A 16,054-nucleotide genomic window follows, 5' to 3' on the forward strand; every position below is an offset into this window, starting at 1 on the left:
ACCGGCCAGGCGGGAGAAGGGGTGCCGTAAACGTCAAGGGGCGCCCGAAGGCGCCCCCTGTGCGTTGCCGCCGAGTCTTGCGCTCAGTGGCGATGGCCGTGGCCATGATCGTCGTGGTCGTGGTCGTGGTCGTCGTGGCCATCGTGGCCATGGTCGTCATGGCCGGGCTGGGCCAGGGCGTCATGCAGGGTCTGGGCGTTGTGGCGCATCATGCCCAGGTAGGTGCTGGCCTCGCCTTCCGCGGCCAGGGCGTCGGCGTAGAGGGTGCCGGCGATGGCCAGGCCGGTCTCCTCGGCGAGCTGGTTGATGATCGCCGGGCTGGTCATGTTCTCGTGGAACAGCGCCTGGACGTTCTGCTCGCGGATCACGTCGATCAGCCGCGCCATGTTGGCCGCGCTCGGCTCCGCCTCGGTGGAGAGACCCACCGGCGAGAGGAAGCGCAGGCCGTAGGCGTGGGCGAAGTAGCCGAAGGAGTCGTGGCCGGTGATCACGCTGGTGGAGGCGGGAATCTCGCCGAGCAGGCGACGCATCTCCTCGTCCATGGCCTGGATCTCGGCAATGTAGCGTTCCGCGTTCTCGCGATAGGCGGCCGCGTTGTCCGGGTCAGCCTCGATCAGGCCGTCGCGGATATTGGCCACGTAGATCTTGCCCATGGCCAGGTCCTGCCAGCCGTGGGGGTCCTGGTCGCCATGGTCATGGTCATCATGGCCGTCGTGGTCGTCGTGACCGTGGTCGTCGTGGCCGTGATCGTCGTGGCCGTGGGCATGGCCATGGTCGTGGCCGTGATACGCCAGCTTGCGGATCCCCTCGGTGGTGGTCACCAGCGGGCCGGCGTAGTCGCTCGCGTCGATCAGGCGCTCCATCCAGCCCTCGAACTGCAGGCCGTTGAAGACCACCAGGTCGGCCTCGGCCAGGGCGCGGGCGTCGGTGGGGCGCGGCGAGTAGACGTGGGCGTCGCTGTCGGGGCCCACCAGCGAGGTCACCTCGACGTGCTCGCCGCCGACGTTCTCGATCATGTCGGCGAGGATGCTGAAGCTGGTGACCACCTGCACGCGCTCGGCGGCGAAGGCGGTGGGCAGGGCCAGCAGGGCGGAGACGCCGAGCAGGGCGGCGGAGGCGTTCACGATGCGCATGGGGCAGGGGTCCTCGAGTGTGTATCGGTGGAGTCGGAGGCGTCAGTGGGATTCAGGAGCGCCCGGGGGGGCGGCGCGGCGCTGCAGGCGCTCGCGCAGGCTGTGGTGGCGGCCCAGCAGCGCCGAGAGCAGGTAGGCCGCGCCGGCCAGCAGGATGATCGCCGGGCCCGAGGGCAGGCTCAGATGGTAGGAGAGCAGCAGCCCACCGGTGCTGGCGACCAGGGCGATGGCCACGGCGATGCCGATCAGCCCCTCCAGGCGCTTGCTCCAGAAGCGCGCCGTGGTGGCCGGCAGCATCATCAGGCCCACCGCCATCAGGGTGCCAAGGGTCTGGAAGCCGGCGGTGAGGTTGAGCACCACCAGGCCCAGGAAGATGCCGTGGATCAGCCCGCTGTGCAGTCCCTGGCCGCGCAGGAAGAGTGGGTCCAGGCACTCCACCACCAGGGCGCGGAAGATCACCGCCAGGGTCACCACGATCAGGCTGCTGATGGCGGCGATCAGCACCAGGGCGGTGGTGTTCACGGCCAGGATCGAGCCGAACAGCACGTGGGTGAGGTCCACGCTGCTGCCGCCCAGCGAGACCAGCATCACCCCGGCGGCCAGGGAGATCAGGAAGAAGCTGGCCATGGCGGAGTCCTCGCGATGGCCGGTCATCTGGGAGACGCTGCCGGCCAGCACCGCCACCAGCAGGCCCGAGAGCACCCCGCCCAGGCTCATGATCGGCAGCGAGAAGCCGGCGAACAGGAAGCCCAGCGCCACGCCGGGCAGGATGGCGTGGGCCATGGCGTCGCCGATCAGGCTCATGCCGCGCAGCATCAGGAAGACCCCCAGCGGCGGGGCGGCCAGCGACAGCGCCAGCCCCGCCACCAGGGCGCGCCTCATGAAGCCGTAGTCGAAGGGGGCGAGCAGCCAGGCGTCAAGCAGTTCCAGCATGCAGGGTATCCGGGAAGGTGAAGGGCAGGCGCGGCGCCCGGGGCGGCTGGCCGGCGTAGCGTTCGAGCAGCGATTCCGGGCTGGCCCAGCGGCCGTGGCCGCCGGCCAGCAGCAGCACGTCGTCGGCCAGGCGGGCGAGCTGCTCCATGTCGTGGAGCACCACGATGATGGTGGCGCCCTCGCGGGCCATGTCGCGCAGCACGTCCATCAGCACGTCGACGGTCTCGATGTCGACATTGGCGAAGGGCTCGTCGAGCAGCAGCAGCTCGGCCTCCTGCATCAGGGTGCGGCCGAGCAGGGCGCGCTGGCGCTGGCCGCCGGAGAGCTCGCCCAACTGGCGGTGGGCCAGCTGGGAGATGCCCAGGCGGGCCATGATCTCGCGGCCGCGGCGGTAGTGGGCCGCACAGTAGCCCTTCAGCGCGCCGTGGCTGGGCCAGGTGCCGGTCATGATCAGCTCTTCCACGCTCATCGGGAAGGTGAGGTCCAGGGCCAGCTGCTGGGGCAGCCAGGCGCAGCGCTCCCGGGGCACCTGGCAGGCCACGCGGCCGGCCACCGGGCGCAGCATGCCCATGATGGCGCTGATCAGGGTGCTCTTGCCGGCGCCGTTGGCGCCGATCAGGGCGGTGATGGCGCCATCCTGGAAGCGGCCGTCCAGGTGCTCCAGCACGGTGCGCCCGCCCCGGGCGAGCTGCAGGTCCTCGAGCTGCAGGCGCGACATCAGGACCACCACCCGGCGGCCCAGGAGACCGCCAGCCACAGGCCGGCCAGGGGCAGCGCCGCCGCCAGCAGCAGCCGGCGGGCAGCGGAGAGCGACATCAGCGAGAAGTGGCAGGGCCCTTCCGGGCGGTGCCGGTGTGCACGGTGTGCCATGGGGAAACCTCCGTCGGAATGGCGGAGGTTATAACATAACAATAGAGGCGCTGGCCACCGTCGCGAGAATGCTCCGGCGAGGGGCGTCAGTAGCGCAGCGCCACGCCCAGCTGGGCCGGCCCCACCAGCAGGGCGTACTCCCCCTCGAGATGCAGGTCGCCGAGGCTCACCCGGGCCGGCTGGAAGCGGTTCACCGCCGCCGTGGCCTGGCGCGGCTGGGTCTGCAGCTGCAGCTCGTTGATCAGCATGCCGGTGGCGAAGTTGATGGCGCCGTCGCGCTCTCGGCCATCGCCCACGGCGATCAGAATCCCCGCCGCGGTGTTCACGGCAAGAGACCCCAGGCGGGCCTCCCAGCTGCGGCGCCGCTGCTCCTCGGCGGCCACCGACTCCAGCAGCGCCCGGGCGGCGTCGATATCGCCCGGCTCGCCCGCGGAAAGCTCCCGGGCGGCGGCGGGATGGGGCTGGCGGTCGAGGAACATGCCGCCCAGCGCCAGGGCCGACTTCACCACGCCGACGCGGGCATCAAAGCGATCGTCACGGTCGCTCGCCTCGCTGGCCTGCCAGGCGTTGAGCGCCAGGCTGCCCGCGTAGATCGTCGTCCAGCTCGCCTGCCAGAGGTTGGCGTGGCGGGCGCCGTCATTCAGGGCGGCCTCATAGGCCTGCCATTCGCCGTCCGGCGCCTGGGCCAGGGCGGGCAGGGGCAGCAGCAGCCCGATCAGGCAGCAAAGGCGGGTGAGGCGAGTGAAGCGGGCGAGACGGGGCATGGCGATCTCCAGCGAATCGGGGCGCATCGGGACCCGGCCAGGGAAGCCTAGCACCGCCGGCCGGGGGGAGCCCACCGTCGCCCATCGGCAACGCCGCGCAGCGGCGGGCCGCGGTGAAGTGCTACGCTTCAGGCATCCTCACTGTCATGGACGACCCCGGCATGCCCTCCCGTGCTTTCCTCTCCTTCCGCTCCCGCCTGTCGGGCCTTGTTTTTCCGGGACTTGTTTTTCCGCGTCGTGCTTTTCCGCGCCTGGGCCTGCCGGGCCTCGGTCTGCTGGCTGCGCTGGGGCTCTCCGGCTGCGACGCCTTCGATGGCGGCGAGGTCTCCTCGCCCTACTCCGACCCCTACGCCACCGGCCAGGAGTTTTCCGGCAAAGAGTTCGCCGGCGAGGCCATGGTGCGCCAGGCCGACCTGGCCGGTGCCGCCCGGGTCCCGGAGGCCGGCGGGAAGGCGGACGCCTCGCGCATCGAGGAGCGGCGCCTCTATCAGCTGCAGTTCGATGCCGCCGAGGCGCTGGTGGCCGCCTACCAGGAGGTTCACGAGGCCTGCCTGGCCATGCGCGGCTGCCAGGTGGAGCAGGGGCGGCTCGGCACCCCGCGGCAGGGGCTGGCCAGCGGCAATCTGGTGATGCGCATCGACCGCGACCGGGTCGACGAGGCAGAGCCGGTGCAGCGCCTCGGCGATTCCCCGGCGCTCAGCGGCGTGGAGATCACCCGCGAGGACCGTACCCAGCAGATGATCGACCTGGAGGCGCGCCTGGCCCAGCAGGTGGTGCTGCGCGAACGGCTCGCCGAGCTGGCCCAGGAGGGGCGCGGCTTCAGCGAGCGGCGCATCCAGGACCTGCTGCAGGTGGAGCGGGAGCTGGCCCGGGTGCAGGGCGAGATCGAGTCGATGCAGGGCCGCCAGCGCCATCTCTCCCGGGTCACCGAGAGCGTCTCGGTGACCGCCAGCTTCCATCAGCAGCGCTGGGTCGAGCCCCATCAGCACGGTCCCCTGGCCCCGCTGTGGCGCGCCCTGGACCGCAGCGTCAGCCTGTTCTTCGAGTCGGTGGGCCAGGTGATCCTGGTGGTGGTCTTCCTGACGCCCTGGCTGGTGCTGGGCATTCCCGCACTGTGGCTGCTCACCCGGCTGTGGCGCCCGGTGCGCCGCGGTTTCGGCCGCCTGGGCCAGCGCCGCCGCGCGCGGCGGGCCGCTTCGCAGGACGACACCTGACGGTTAAGATGCGCATGTCATCAAAGTGTCACATAGTGGCGCTACGTTGCGCCCACTGACACGGAATCGTCACGTAACCGTCACGAAGGGACCGTTCACCTACACGGCAGACCGCTAATGTCGAATCCAGGACCTTCCACCGATCGTCCCGCTCTCGCCCGCCAGGCCACTCACGAGGTGCCTGCCTGGCTGAGGGGCATCTACGCCGGCCTGTGCCTCTACCTGTTCCTGGCCGCCCTCAACGTGCTGGGCGCCGGGCTCGGCACCTTCGGCAGCGACAGCGATATGCTGACCCGCGCCTTCGCCTATGGCGAGAACCCCTTCATCGCCCTGATGGCGGGTGTGCTGGTCACCATGATCGTGCAGAGCTCGTCGTTCACCTCGGCGCTGATCGTCACCCTGGTGGCCAGCGGCGAGATGACGCTGGGCACGGCGGTCTTCGCCATCATGGGCGCCAACATCGGCACCGCGGTGACCGGGGTGATCGTGGCGCTGGCCAACGTGCGCATCAAGCGCAACTTCCGCCGCTCCTTCACCGCGGCGATGATGCACGACTTCTTCAATATCCTGACCGTGCTGATCGTCTTCCCGATCGAGTGGTTCACCGGCATGTTCCACGAGGGCGGCCGGGGCATCTTCACCCGGCTGGCCGCCTGGCTGGCGGAGCTGATCGGCCTGGAGGAGGTCGCCCGCCCCAGCAGCCCCATCAAGGTGATCACCGCCCCCATCGTCGACGGGGCCAACTGGATCGGTGCCACCCTGATGCCGAGCCCGGCCTCCGCCGGCCTGCTGGTGGCCGGCCTCGGCCTGCTGCTGATGTTCGCCGCCCTGGTGTTCATGGTGCAGAACCTGCGCGGTGCCCTGCTGCGCCACATGGACGGCCTGTTTCGTACCTACTTCTTCCGCACCGATGCCCGCGCCTACGGGGTCGGGGTGGTCTCCACCGTGCTGGTGCAGTCCAGCTCCATCACCAGCAGCCTGATGGTGCCGCTGGCCGGGGCCGGGGTGGTGCGCCTGCGCCGGGTGCTGCCCTTCATGATGGGCGCCAACCTGGGCACCACGGTGACCAGCGTGCTGGCCGCCACCGCCAATCCCATCGCCGCGGCGATGACGGTGGCGCTGTTCCATGTCATCTTCAACCTGACGGGTACCGCCATCTGGTGGCCGCTGCGGGTCATCCCGCTGCGCATCGCCACCTGGTACGGCCGCCTGGCCGGCAAGCAGATCCGCTACGCCTTCCTGTTCCTGATCGGCGTATTTCTGGTGGTGCCGCTGGTCGGCATCACCCTCACCGAACTGTTCATGAGCCTGCGCTGAGCGCGGCCAACCGGGAGGTTCCCCATGTTTCGACAGCTCTATAGCGCCCTCACCTCCGAGAACAGCATCGACCAGGCCTACGCGGACCTGACCCGGATGCTCGAGCACGGCGCCTGGATGTTCGCCCGCGCCAACGAGGTGCTCTACAGCACCGTGCCCGCCGAGGAGGTGCGCCAGCCGCTCTACCAGCGCGATGGCGCCGTCAACGAGCTCGAGCGCTCCATCCGCCGCAAGGTGCTGCGCCATCTCACCGTCAACCCCGGCCACGACGTGGCCATCTGCCTGGCGCTGATGAGCGTGGCCAAGGACGCCGAGCGCATCGGCGACTACTGCAAGAACGTCTTCGAGGTCGGCGTCTTCTACAGCGAAGGCTTCCACGTGCCCAGCTACCAGAAGCCGCTGGACGAGATGGCCGAGCGCTTGAACGGCCTGTTCCAGGAGTTGATCGCCGCCACCCGCGACTCCGACGAGGCCAAGGCCCACCGGGTCATCACCGCCACCCGCGAGATCCGCAGCCGCTGCGACAAGCTGATCGAGGCGCTGCTGCGCGAGGAGGAGGCGGTCGAGTTCCACGAGGCGGTGGCCTACTCGCTGCTGGCCCGCCACTACAAGCGGGTGGCCTCGCACCTGGCCAACATCGCCACCGCGGTGACCGGCCGCCTGGAAGACCTGGACTTCCCCAGCGACGCCGACGACCGCGCCCTGGACTGAGCCCGGCCTCTGATCGCAAGAACCCCGCGCAGGCGTGAGCCTGCGCGGGGTTCTTCGTGTTGCGGGCCGTATCTCAGGCCGGCGGGAACTCCTCGGTATCCACTTCGGCCTGCTGCGCCTCGGCGTAGCGCCCGCCGGCCACCCGGCCCGGGGCCAGCAGCGCATCGAGCCGCGCCACGGTGGTGGCCTCCAGGCGCAGCTCACCGGCGGCCAGGTTCTCGCCCATGTGCGCGATGGAGCGGGTGCCGGGGATCGGCAGGATGTCGTCGCCCTGGGCGCGCAGCCAGGCCAGGGCGAGCTGACCGGTGGTCACCTCGAGCCGCTCTGCCACGGCCTCAAGCTCGGCCAGCAGCGCCAGGTTGTGGGGCAGGTGCTCGGCGCTGAAGCGCGGCATGGTGCGGCGCATGTCGCCCTCCGCCAGCCGGCTGGTATCGCTCACCGCGCCGCTCAGGAAGCCGCGGCCCAGGGGGCTGAAGGCCACCAGGGCCGCGCCCACCTCGCGGCACGCCTCGATCACCGCGATCTCCGGGTTGCGGGTCCACAGCGAGTACTCCGACTGCACCGCGGCGATGGGATGCTCGGCCCGGGCCCGGCGCAGGGTGGCCGCCGAGACCTCGGAGAGCCCCACGGCGCCGATCTTGCCCTCCGCCACCAGGCGGCCCAGCTCCCCCACGCTCTCCTCGATGGGCACCTGGCGGTCCCAGCGGTGCAGGTAGTAGAGGTCGATATGGTCGGTGCGCAGCCGCTCGAGGCTCTCCTCGCACTGGCGGCGCAGGGTGGCCGGGCGGCCGTCGATCACCTTCCTGCCCTGTTCGGGGTCCATGGCCATGCCGCACTTGCTGGCCAGCAGGATCTCGCCGCGCTTGGCGGAGAGGGCCTTGCCGACCAGCCGCTCGTTGGCGGTGGCGCCGTAGAGGGTGGCGGTATCGAAGTGGCGATAGCCCATGTCGAAGGCGGCATCCAGGGCGCGCAGCGCCTCCGCCTCGGGCACCGGTTGGCCGTAGCCGTGGGAGAGGTTCATGCAGCCCAGGCCGATGGCGGGGGAGCCGACGTCCTGAAGGCGGGAGAAAAGCGTCATCACGGGGTTCCTCGTTCTCAGCGCTTGCGGGCGATGAACTGCACCACGGCGCCCAGGCCAGTATGGCCGCGGCCCTCCACCACCTCGCGCTCGCACTCGCGGCTGAGCTCGATTTCCATCTCGGCGAAGGCCGCGTCGAGCTCGGCGGCGGTGGGCGTGCGGTCCGGGGTGTCCGGGCCGCCGGTGTCGCGGGGCACCTGGTCCGGGGTGTAGGCCTCGAGGATCAGCACGCCGCCGGGCTTGAGGGCGCGGAGCACCTGGCGGTGCAGGTGAGGGCGGCCCGCCGCCGGCACGTGGCAGAAGATCGACACCACCGCATCGAAGCTCTCCGGCAGGAACTCGTGCTCGGTGAGGTCGGCATTCAGGGTGGTCAGCGCCACTCCCTTCTCCTCGGCCAGCTGGGCGGCCTTGCGCAGGCCCACGGAGGAGGCATCCACCGAGGTCACCCAGTGGCCCAGCCCCGCCAGGTAGACCCCGTTGCGCCCCTCGCCGTCCGCCAGACAGAGTACGCGCTTCGGCGCCTCGCCGATCAGGCCGGCCTGCTCGCGCAGGAAGTCGTTGGGTTCGGTGCCGTAGACATAGTCATCCGTGCTGTAGCGGTCGTCCCACATGGGGGCACTCTCCTGTTGGGGGTGATCAGAGCACGAGAGTAGCAAGTTATGCCGACAATGTGGCAGCAACATGTCGGTGTTCGGCGACGGCATGCAGCGGGGCGCTTCCTTGGCTTTCGTCGGGGGGGTGGTGTGGGGCGAGTCGGGTTAAGGTAGAACCCTTAGCGTCATAACGACACAACGACAACACGGACCTCAGGAGCGCCAGGCATGGCCACGCCTTCGTCACCCTCCCTCGGGGGACCATCCCCGGGGTTCCTCTCTCCGCGCTATCGGGTGCTGCTGGCCGGGGTGTTCAGCCAGCTCCTCTGCATCGGCGTGGCGCGCTTCGCCTATACGCCGCTGCTGCCGGTGATGCAGCAGCAGGCCTGGCTCTCCGACGCCCAGGGCGGCTGGCTGGCCGCCCTCAACTACGCCGGCTACATGCTGGGGGCGCTCACCGCCGCCTCGATCCATAGCATCCGCTTCAAGGACACCCTCTACCGCCTCACCCTGGTGCTGGCGGTGCTCTCCACCGCCGGCATGGCCCTGGCCGACAGCTTCTGGCTGTGGGCGGCCATGCGCTTCATGGCGGGCTTCTCCAGCAGCGGCGCCATGCTGCTGGCCTCCGGGCTGATCCTGCACTGGCTGATCCAGCATCGCCAGCGCGGCGAGCTGGGCATCCACTTCGCCGGGGTCGGGCTCGGCATGCTGTTCGCCGCCCTGGCCGTGGAGCTGATGCTGCGCCTCGCGCTGGATTGGCAGGCCCAGTGGTGGGGCTTCACCGCCTTGGCCGCGGCGCTGCTGGTGCCTGCCTGGCGCTGGCTGCCGCGACCGACGAAGCCTGTAGAAGGCGCCGCCGCGAGTGCCGCGCCCGCGGCCATACCGCGCAGCCGCACCTTTATGCGGCTGATGCTGGCCGCCTACTTCTGCGCCGGCTACGGCTACGTGATCAGCGCCACCTTCATCGTGGCCATCGTGGAGCGCGAGCCGCTGCTGGCCGGCGCCGGCAACTGGACCTTCGCCCTGGTGGGCCTGGCCGCCGCCCCCGCGGTGATGGTGTGGGACCTGATCGCCCGGCGCTTCGGTTACCTGGGCGCGCTGATCGCGGCCATGGCCCTGCAGGTGGTGGGCATCGTGCTGCCGGCGCTCACCTCTAGCCTGGCCGGCGTGCTGATCAGCGCCGTGCTCTACGGCGGCACCTTCCTCGGCTGTGTGAGCCTGGTGCTGACCATGGCCGGCCGGCTCTACCCGCAGAGCCCGGCGCGGATGATGGGGCGCATGACGCTCGCCTACGGCGTGGCGCAGATCGTCGCCCCGGCGCTCACCGGCCTGCTCGCCGAGGCCACCGGCCACTACTACACCGGCCTGTGGCTGGCCGGCGGCTTCGTGGCCCTGGGGGCGCTGCTGCTGATCTGGCTGCGTGCGGTGGATCAGACCGCCCAGCGGCTGGATGCCGAGGCGAGGGGAAACGTGGCCTGACACCTGATGAATCAACCCGTTACCAAGGGTTACCGGAAAATGTTGAACGCGAGCGGCTGAGTGTCGTCACAGGGGGCACATGCACGTAACGCCCCCCTGGGGTGATTCTCTGGAGGTATCAATGAAACGGATGACAGCCCTTTTCTCTGCCGCCCTGCTCAGCGCCGGCCTGATGTCAGCCACCGCCCACGCCCAGCAGGACCCGGCCGCCGCTCCCGAGCAGCCCCAGGCCGCGGCCCCGGCGACGGACTTCACCGATGAGCAGCTCGAGCAGTTTGCGGAGGTCTCCCAGGAAATCGTCGTGATCTCCCAGGAGTACACCGAGCGCCTGCAGGCCGCCGAGGACGAAGCCGCCCAGCAGGAAGTGCAGATGGAGGCCAACGACAAGATGGTCGAAGCGGTCGAGAAGGGTGGTCTCGACGTGGATACCTTCAACGCCATCGGCATGGCGGTTCAGCAGGACCCCGAGCTGATGCAGCGCGTTCAGGAGAAGGTCGAGTCGTAAGGCTCGCGGACCGGCCCAGGCCCGGTCCCGATGTATGGTGTTCCCCGACGCGGCCGGTCCAGGTTCCCCCCGTCCCCTCGGCATGTCCGGCCGGACCGCGTCCTTCGCCCCCGCACCCTGCGGGGGCTTTTCGTGGCTGCTCGCGAGCTCGCATGAGTCTCGGTTGCGAGATTGCTAGCTATCCGATCGAGCTGCCGGCGGCCTCGCCACTCATGTAGGCTTCTCGAATTCGCGGCTCAGACAGCCCAGCGAAGTCGTGGTATTTCAATCAGTTATCGCGATCACATCATCGTCCCCAGCGAAAATCAGATATGAAGCAGCTTGAGTCTGGCCAATGACCTTTCTTTTAGAAATAGCTGGCAAAGAAGGCTTCAGGATGCTTAGGTTGAATAGAAGAATCTGAATTCAGGAACTGGAATGCAGGCAGGAACGCATGTTCTACGCACATTCGACTTCGGAGGGAAACAAGTCGGACTGGCAGACATTGGCCAGCCACTTGATTGCTGTAGGGGAATTGGCTGGGGAGCGAGCAGCCCGCTTTGGTGCAGGCCCTTGGGGTGAGGCCGCCGGCTTACTCCATGATATCGGCAAGTACACGGCTCCCTTCCAAAGACGCCTGGAGGGCTCGCCGGAGCGCGTGGATCACTCCACGGCCGGCGCGCATATCGCCATCGAGACATTTCCTCAGGTAGGCTACCTGTTGGCCTACCTTATCGCGGGTCACCATGCGGGGCTGGCCAATGGTCGGGATATGGGGGAGCGCACGCCACTGAAGAACCGTCTGGAAGCAGACTTGCCGCCACTCGATCCAGTATGGCAGCAAGAGATAGCCCTTCCCCGCAATCTGTTGCCTCCGGCCCACTTTCAACAGCGCCGCGACAGGGCCTTCTTCCAGTATGCCTTTCTAACGAGGATGTTGTTTTCCTGCCTGGTCGATGCCGACTTTGTCGATACCGAGGCCTTCTATGCCGTGCATGAAAAAGGCGTGCCCTACGCGCGTGGTGGCGGGCCGTCGCTGGACTTGCTGCGTGATGCCCTGAATCAGCGTCTGGCCACCTTCACGGCAGATAGCGACGTCAATCGCCTGCGTAGCGAGATTCTCTCCCATGTACGTTCCCAAGCCGAGCTGTCGCCTGGACGGTTTACGTTGACGGTGCCGACCGGTGGCGGCAAGACGCTGGCCTCGCTGGCCTTCGCTCTCGATCATGCCATCGCTCACGGCATGGATCGGGTGATCTACGTGATTCCATTTACCAGTATCGTCGAGCAGAACGCCGCGGTGTTTCGCGATGCCCTGGGGAAGCATGGCGAGACGGCGGTATTGGAGCACCATAGCGCCTTCGACGCTGGCAACCCGCGTGACCACCATAGCATCGACAAGCTGCGCCGCGACAGCGAGAACTGGGATGCGCCGATCGTCGTCACCACGGCGGTCCAGTTCTTCGAGAGCCTGTTTGCTGCCAAGACCTCGCGCTGCCGCAAGCTGCACAATATCGCGCGCAGCGTGGTGATCCTTGACGAGGCGCAGACCATGCCCTTGCCGCTGCTGCGGCCCAGTGTGGCGGCCTTGGACGAACTGGCGTTGAACTATCGCACCAGCGTCGTGCTGTGCACCGCGACCCAGCCGGCGTTGGCCGAGACCGACGATCCCGAGCGTAGTTTCGTCGGTGGTTTGCGTGACTTGCGGGAGCTGGCGCCGGAGCCGGACCGACTATACCGCGATTTCAAGCGCGTTACCGTGCGCCATATCGGCCCGCTGGACGATACGGCGCTGCGCGACGAACTGCTTGTGACCGATCAGGTGCTGTGCATCGTCAATAACCGTCGCCATGCTCGGGCGCTGTTCGAGTCGATAGCGATAGCGGATCGGTCTGGTGCCTATCACCTCACCACTTCGATGTGCGCCGTGCATCGCCGCCGGGTACTAGCCGAGATACGTCAGGTCCTCCAGGCTGGCGAGCCCTGTCGAGTCATATCGACATCGCTAATAGAGGCTGGCGTCGATGTCGACTTCCCCCGTGTATTGCGCGCTGAGGCTGGCCTGGACTCCATTGCCCAGGCGGCCGGGCGCTGCAACCGTGAGGGCAGACGCAGTGCGTCGGACAGTGAGGTCGCCATCTTTGCCACCGCCAACGATGACTGGGCACCTCCGCCTGAGCTCAAGATGTTTGCACAGGCCACTATCGAAGTGCTTAGGCACCACGGCGACGATCCGCTGTCGTTGGCGGCGATAGAGGCCTATTTCCGGCTGCTGTACTGGCAACAAGGTCCCCAGGAGCTGGATAAGCATGGCTTGCTGAAGCTGGTCGAAGATGGCCGTATCGAAGGGCTGCCCTTCGATACCCTTGAACAGAAGTTCCGAATGATTGAGAACAACCAGCGCGCCGTGATCATCCCTTTCGATGACAAGGCCCGGGATGCGCTGAGGAAGTTGGCTTATGCCGAGGGGGTGGGAGGCATCGCTCGTGAGCTCCAGCCCTATACGGTGCAGGTGCCGCAGCAGGGCTTCGCTGCGCTGGAACGGGTGGGGGCCATCGTTGCCGTAGAATCCGCCAAGTTCGGTGAGCAATTCATGATGCTGGTTAACGAGGATCTCTATGACGGGCGGCTAGGGCTGAACTGGAGTGAGCCCACGTTTATGAGGGCTGAAAGCCTGATCTTGTAATTTCCAAGGGAAAGAATTGGAAGTTTTGGCGCCCTTGTCCTAGGCTTGCTTTGTCAAGAAGCCTGAGGGCACTGCCATGAGCTCATCAGAAGATGGTGACGGGAGTAAGCAAAGTGACTGGTCCTTGCTGTGCAAGATTCAGAGGGGATATGTCACTTTAGAGCTTCAGTGCCCTTTCAAACTATCTTGGCTTGTCTCGTTGCTCAGCTTGGTCATAGCCGCATTAGGGATTAAAGCTTGGCTTCCATGAGTGAGAGAGGGTTGAAATTTTCCCTTGGAAATTAATAGGTAAAATGTCGCCCCGTCCTGCCGGGGCGCGGATCTGATAAAGGATACAGCCATGACATTTGGAGTTCGTCTGCATATCTGGGGGGAGCGGGCCTGTTTTACGCGGCCTGAGATGAAAGCAGAACGGGTGTCCTACGATGTGATTACGCCGTCGGCGGCACGCGGTATCCTGGAGGCAATACACTGGAAGCCGGCGATTCGCTGGTGCGTGGATCGTATCCATGTGCTGAAACCGATCCGTTTCGAGTCATTGCGCCGTAACGAAGTGGCAGGAAAGCTGCCAGCCTCCACCGTCTCCAAGGCGATGAAGTCAGGGCGTGTCGATGATGTGGCCTACTTCGTCGACCAGAACCGTCAGCAGCGTGCTGCCACGATCTTGCGTGACGTGGGTTATACGATCGAAGCGCACTTCGAGTTCACCTCGCGCGCCGACGATAGTGATACGCCTGGTAAGCATCTGGATATCTTCAACCGCCGCGCTCGGCAAGGGCAGTGTTTCCATATGCCGTGCCTAGGCACACGGGAGTTCCCCGCTAGTTTTGCTTTGATCGAAGCCGATGCCGCTGTGCCAGCCATTGATGACCGCTTGAGCGGTGAGCGTGATCTTGGCTATATGCTGCACGATATCGACTTCGCCAATGGCAAGACGCCACGTTTCTTTCGCGCCAGGATGCAGGATGGCGTGATTGAGGTGCCGCCTTTCGAGGAGGCACTGGCATGATCCTTACGGCTCTCAATGACTACTACCAGCGGCTGGCAGATGAAGACAAGGTGCCGCTGCCAGGCTTCAGCAGCGAGAAAGTTAGCTTCTGCCTGATCTTTTCCCAGGAGGGGAAGCCGCTACAGGTCGTCGATCTGCGCGATACCTCCGGAAAGAAGCCTCGACCAAGCCCTTGCCAGGTACCTGTGGACAAGCGGCGTACCTCGGGCATCCACGCCTATCCGCTGTGGGACAAGACCGCCTATTCCCTTGGTGTTACTGCTGGTGAAGGCAAGCGTCTGGCCGATGAGCATGCGGCATTCAAGGCGCGCCAATTAGCGCTGTTCGGCGAGAGCGATGATCCCGATCTGATGGCCTTTTTGAGACTGCTGGATCAATGGCAGCCGGAGCAGCTCTCTGAGTTACCCGGATATAGCGAAGAGGTCTTGGATACTAACGTCATATTCCGGCTCGATGGCCAGCGGCAGTATCTGCATGAGAACCGGGAAGCGCGCCGGCTATGGGGAGCTGCCTTGGAAGGCGGCGAAGGGGTGTCGGGGCAGTGCCTGATAACCGGAGACATCGCCCCCTTGGGTACCGTTCATCCTGCAATCCGTGGTGTCAGAGACGCGCAGTCGTCTGGTGCCTCGCTCGTTTCATTCAACAGCGATGCCTATGAGTCATACGGCTACAGCAAGAATCAAAACGCCTCGATCTCCAAGGCAGCCATCTTCGGCTACTCGACGGCGCTGAATCATTTGCTTCGAGGCGATACCGATAACCATCAGCGCTTGCAGATCGGCGATGCGACGGTGGTGTTCTGGGCCAAGGCCAGGGATACGGCTCATGCCGAGGCTGCCGAGGGCTTTTTCGCCATGCTCAACGAACCGCCCAGCGATGAGCAGGAGGCCGCCAAGCTAGGCACCTTGATGAAGCAGGTCTCCGAGGGACGCATCCTGGCAGAGCTCGATCCGATGTTGGAAGCGGATACCCAGTTCTTCGTGCTGGGACTGGCGCCCAACGCAGCGCGCCTATCGGTGCGCTTCTGGTATGTCGATAGTCTGGAGCACCTGGCGCAGCATTATGCCCATCACTACCAGGACATGTCGCTTGAGCCTTCCCCCTGGAAGGGGATGACGCCGGGAGCGTGGCGGCTTGCACTGCAGACGGCACCCATTCATGGCGACAGGCCCAATGCTGAGGACGTGCTACCACAACTAGCCGGAGAGTTGATGCGTTCCATTCTTACCGGCTCCCGTTATCCGCGCTCACTTCTCAATAACATCGTCATGAGATTCCGCAATGACGGAAAAATCAGCGGTATTCGAGTTGCACTCTGCAAGGCTGTACGCGCGCGAGAGGGTCGTCTCGCGGTGCATTCGAACTCAACCACTCAGGAGGTGCCCGTGAGTCTCGATCCTCATTCCACCCACCCCGGCTATTTGCTTGGCAGGCTATTCGCCGAGTTGGAAAGTGCTCAGCGCGGCGCGCTAGGTAACGAGGTGAATGCCACCATTCGTGATCGCTATTACGGTGCCGCCTCGGCGACACCGGCCAGCGTCTTCCCCATGCTGTTGCGTAATTTACAGCATCATTTGTCGAACATGCGCAAGAAGGACAAGGGCGGGCTGGCACACAAGATCGAAGGCGAGATAGGCACTATCATCGACGGCTTGAGCGACAGGTTCCCCAGGAGCTTGCGCATCGAGGACCAAGGGCGTTTTGCGATAGGTTATTATCACCAGTCGCAAGCCCGCTTTGCCAAGAAAGATAGTGCCTATAAAAACGCAGAAGACGAGTAGGG

At 66.2% G+C, this 16,054-nt stretch carries 15 protein-coding genes; 8 read left to right on the forward strand and 7 right to left on the reverse strand.

Translation table 11 applies throughout. From position 1 onward, the window contains the following. Window positions 1-83: 83 nt before the first annotated feature. From B6N23_RS11020 to B6N23_RS11040, 5 genes are all read right to left on the reverse strand, one after another. Window positions 84-1,133: a metal ABC transporter solute-binding protein, Zn/Mn family gene (locus B6N23_RS11020; RefSeq protein ID WP_305498818.1), complete on the reverse strand. Its 1,050-nt coding sequence runs from the start codon at window positions 1,131-1,133 to the stop codon at window positions 84-86. A gap of 42 nt (window positions 1,134-1,175) precedes the next feature. Continuing rightward, window positions 1,176-2,066 (reverse strand): metal ABC transporter permease, encoded by an 891-nt coding sequence (locus B6N23_RS11025; RefSeq protein WP_305498820.1) that lies wholly within the window; start codon window positions 2,064-2,066, stop codon window positions 1,176-1,178. Then, the gene (locus tag B6N23_RS11030; protein WP_302139764.1) at window positions 2,050-2,784 is read right to left on the reverse strand and encodes a metal ABC transporter ATP-binding protein; all 735 of its coding nucleotides are present in this window, start codon (window positions 2,782-2,784) and stop codon (window positions 2,050-2,052) included. Before B6N23_RS11030 ends, B6N23_RS11025 begins: the two co-directional genes overlap by 17 nt. Further along, the gene (locus tag B6N23_RS11035; RefSeq protein WP_302139763.1) at window positions 2,784-2,936 is read right to left on the reverse strand and encodes a hypothetical protein; all 153 of its coding nucleotides are present in this window, start codon (window positions 2,934-2,936) and stop codon (window positions 2,784-2,786) included. The genes B6N23_RS11030 and B6N23_RS11035 overlap by 1 nt, the downstream gene beginning before the upstream one ends. Window positions 2,937-3,022: 86 nt before the next feature. Beyond that, entirely contained in the window at window positions 3,023-3,700 is a 678-nt protein-coding gene (locus tag B6N23_RS11040) for a hypothetical protein (RefSeq protein WP_305498825.1), read from the reverse strand. Between the two features lie 161 nt (window positions 3,701-3,861). Here B6N23_RS11040 and B6N23_RS11045 point away from each other — a divergent pair, with 161 nt between their 5' ends. The 3 genes from B6N23_RS11045 to B6N23_RS11055 all read left to right on the forward strand — a co-directional run bounded on the left by B6N23_RS11045 (window position 3,862) and on the right by B6N23_RS11055 (window position 6,942). Further along, window positions 3,862-4,914 (forward strand): DUF4349 domain-containing protein, encoded by a 1,053-nt coding sequence (locus B6N23_RS11045; protein ID WP_305498827.1) that lies wholly within the window; start codon window positions 3,862-3,864, stop codon window positions 4,912-4,914. Window positions 4,915-5,031: 117 nt separating this feature from the next. Continuing rightward, complete coding sequence (locus tag B6N23_RS11050) at window positions 5,032-6,231, forward strand: Na/Pi symporter (protein ID WP_305498829.1); 1,200 nt, start codon at window positions 5,032-5,034, stop codon at window positions 6,229-6,231. Window positions 6,232-6,255: 24 nt separating this feature from the next. Next, window positions 6,256-6,942, forward strand: a complete 687-nt coding sequence (locus B6N23_RS11055) for a phosphate signaling complex PhoU family protein (RefSeq protein WP_305498831.1) — start codon at window positions 6,256-6,258, stop codon at window positions 6,940-6,942. A 73-nt stretch (window positions 6,943-7,015) separates the two neighbouring features. On the opposite strand, the gene B6N23_RS11060 is transcribed toward B6N23_RS11055, so the two are convergent. Both B6N23_RS11060 and B6N23_RS11065 read right to left on the reverse strand, forming a co-directional pair. Continuing rightward, a complete protein-coding gene (locus B6N23_RS11060) occupies window positions 7,016-8,020 on the reverse strand; it encodes an aldo/keto reductase (RefSeq protein WP_305498833.1) in 1,005 nt (334 codons plus the stop codon). Window positions 8,021-8,037: 17 nt separating this feature from the next. Continuing rightward, window positions 8,038-8,631 (reverse strand): SAM-dependent methyltransferase, encoded by a 594-nt coding sequence (locus B6N23_RS11065; RefSeq protein ID WP_305498835.1) that lies wholly within the window; start codon window positions 8,629-8,631, stop codon window positions 8,038-8,040. A gap of 210 nt (window positions 8,632-8,841) precedes the next feature. Here B6N23_RS11065 and B6N23_RS11070 point away from each other — a divergent pair, with 210 nt between their 5' ends. The 5 genes from B6N23_RS11070 to cas8c all read left to right on the forward strand — a co-directional run bounded on the left by B6N23_RS11070 (window position 8,842) and on the right by cas8c (window position 16,052). Further along, window positions 8,842-10,092 (forward strand): YbfB/YjiJ family MFS transporter, encoded by a 1,251-nt coding sequence (locus B6N23_RS11070; RefSeq protein ID WP_305498837.1) that lies wholly within the window; start codon window positions 8,842-8,844, stop codon window positions 10,090-10,092. Between the two features lie 121 nt (window positions 10,093-10,213). Beyond that, a complete protein-coding gene (locus B6N23_RS11075; protein WP_305498838.1) occupies window positions 10,214-10,597 on the forward strand; it encodes a DUF4168 domain-containing protein in 384 nt (127 codons plus the stop codon). A 433-nt stretch (window positions 10,598-11,030) separates the two neighbouring features. Beyond that, entirely contained in the window at window positions 11,031-13,262 is a 2,232-nt protein-coding gene (locus tag B6N23_RS11080; RefSeq protein WP_305498840.1) for a CRISPR-associated endonuclease Cas3'', read from the forward strand. Between the two features lie 340 nt (window positions 13,263-13,602). Then, on the forward strand, window positions 13,603-14,271 hold the full coding sequence (cas5c, locus tag B6N23_RS11085; protein ID WP_305498842.1) for a type I-C CRISPR-associated protein Cas5c: 669 nt from the start codon (window positions 13,603-13,605) through the stop codon (window positions 14,269-14,271). Next, window positions 14,268-16,052: a type I-C CRISPR-associated protein Cas8c/Csd1 gene (cas8c, locus tag B6N23_RS11090; RefSeq protein ID WP_305498844.1), complete on the forward strand. Its 1,785-nt coding sequence runs from the start codon at window positions 14,268-14,270 to the stop codon at window positions 16,050-16,052. Before cas5c ends, cas8c begins: the two co-directional genes overlap by 4 nt. Window positions 16,053-16,054: the final 2 nt, after the last annotated feature.

The organism is Halomonas alkalicola, assembly GCF_030704205.1.
Classification (GTDB): Bacteria; Pseudomonadota; Gammaproteobacteria; order Pseudomonadales; family Halomonadaceae; genus Halomonas; species Halomonas alkalicola.

Excerpts from the sequence above, each read along its gene's own strand:
- cas5c (WP_305498842.1), top strand. The coding sequence starts at position 13,603 with ATGACATTTGGAGTTCGTCTGCATATCTGGGGGGAGCGGGCCTGTTTT.
- cas8c (WP_305498844.1), top strand. The coding sequence starts at position 14,268 with ATGATCCTTACGGCTCTCAATGACTACTACCAGCGGCTGGCAGATGAA.
- B6N23_RS11020 (WP_305498818.1), bottom strand. The coding sequence starts at position 1,133 with ATGCGCATCGTGAACGCCTCCGCCGCCCTGCTCGGCGTCTCCGCCCTG.
- B6N23_RS11055 (WP_305498831.1), top strand. The coding sequence starts at position 6,256 with ATGTTTCGACAGCTCTATAGCGCCCTCACCTCCGAGAACAGCATCGAC.
- B6N23_RS11045 (WP_305498827.1), top strand. The coding sequence starts at position 3,862 with ATGCCCTCCCGTGCTTTCCTCTCCTTCCGCTCCCGCCTGTCGGGCCTT.
- B6N23_RS11060 (WP_305498833.1), bottom strand. The coding sequence starts at position 8,020 with ATGACGCTTTTCTCCCGCCTTCAGGACGTCGGCTCCCCCGCCATCGGC.
- B6N23_RS11030 (WP_302139764.1), bottom strand. The coding sequence starts at position 2,784 with ATGTCGCGCCTGCAGCTCGAGGACCTGCAGCTCGCCCGGGGCGGGCGC.
- B6N23_RS11035 (WP_302139763.1), bottom strand. The coding sequence starts at position 2,936 with ATGGCACACCGTGCACACCGGCACCGCCCGGAAGGGCCCTGCCACTTC.
- B6N23_RS11065 (WP_305498835.1), bottom strand. The coding sequence starts at position 8,631 with ATGTGGGACGACCGCTACAGCACGGATGACTATGTCTACGGCACCGAA.
- B6N23_RS11080 (WP_305498840.1), top strand. The coding sequence starts at position 11,031 with ATGTTCTACGCACATTCGACTTCGGAGGGAAACAAGTCGGACTGGCAG.
- B6N23_RS11070 (WP_305498837.1), top strand. The coding sequence starts at position 8,842 with ATGGCCACGCCTTCGTCACCCTCCCTCGGGGGACCATCCCCGGGGTTC.
- B6N23_RS11025 (WP_305498820.1), bottom strand. The coding sequence starts at position 2,066 with ATGCTGGAACTGCTTGACGCCTGGCTGCTCGCCCCCTTCGACTACGGC.
- B6N23_RS11040 (WP_305498825.1), bottom strand. The coding sequence starts at position 3,700 with ATGCCCCGTCTCGCCCGCTTCACTCGCCTCACCCGCCTTTGCTGCCTG.
- B6N23_RS11075 (WP_305498838.1), top strand. The coding sequence starts at position 10,214 with ATGAAACGGATGACAGCCCTTTTCTCTGCCGCCCTGCTCAGCGCCGGC.
- B6N23_RS11050 (WP_305498829.1), top strand. The coding sequence starts at position 5,032 with ATGTCGAATCCAGGACCTTCCACCGATCGTCCCGCTCTCGCCCGCCAG.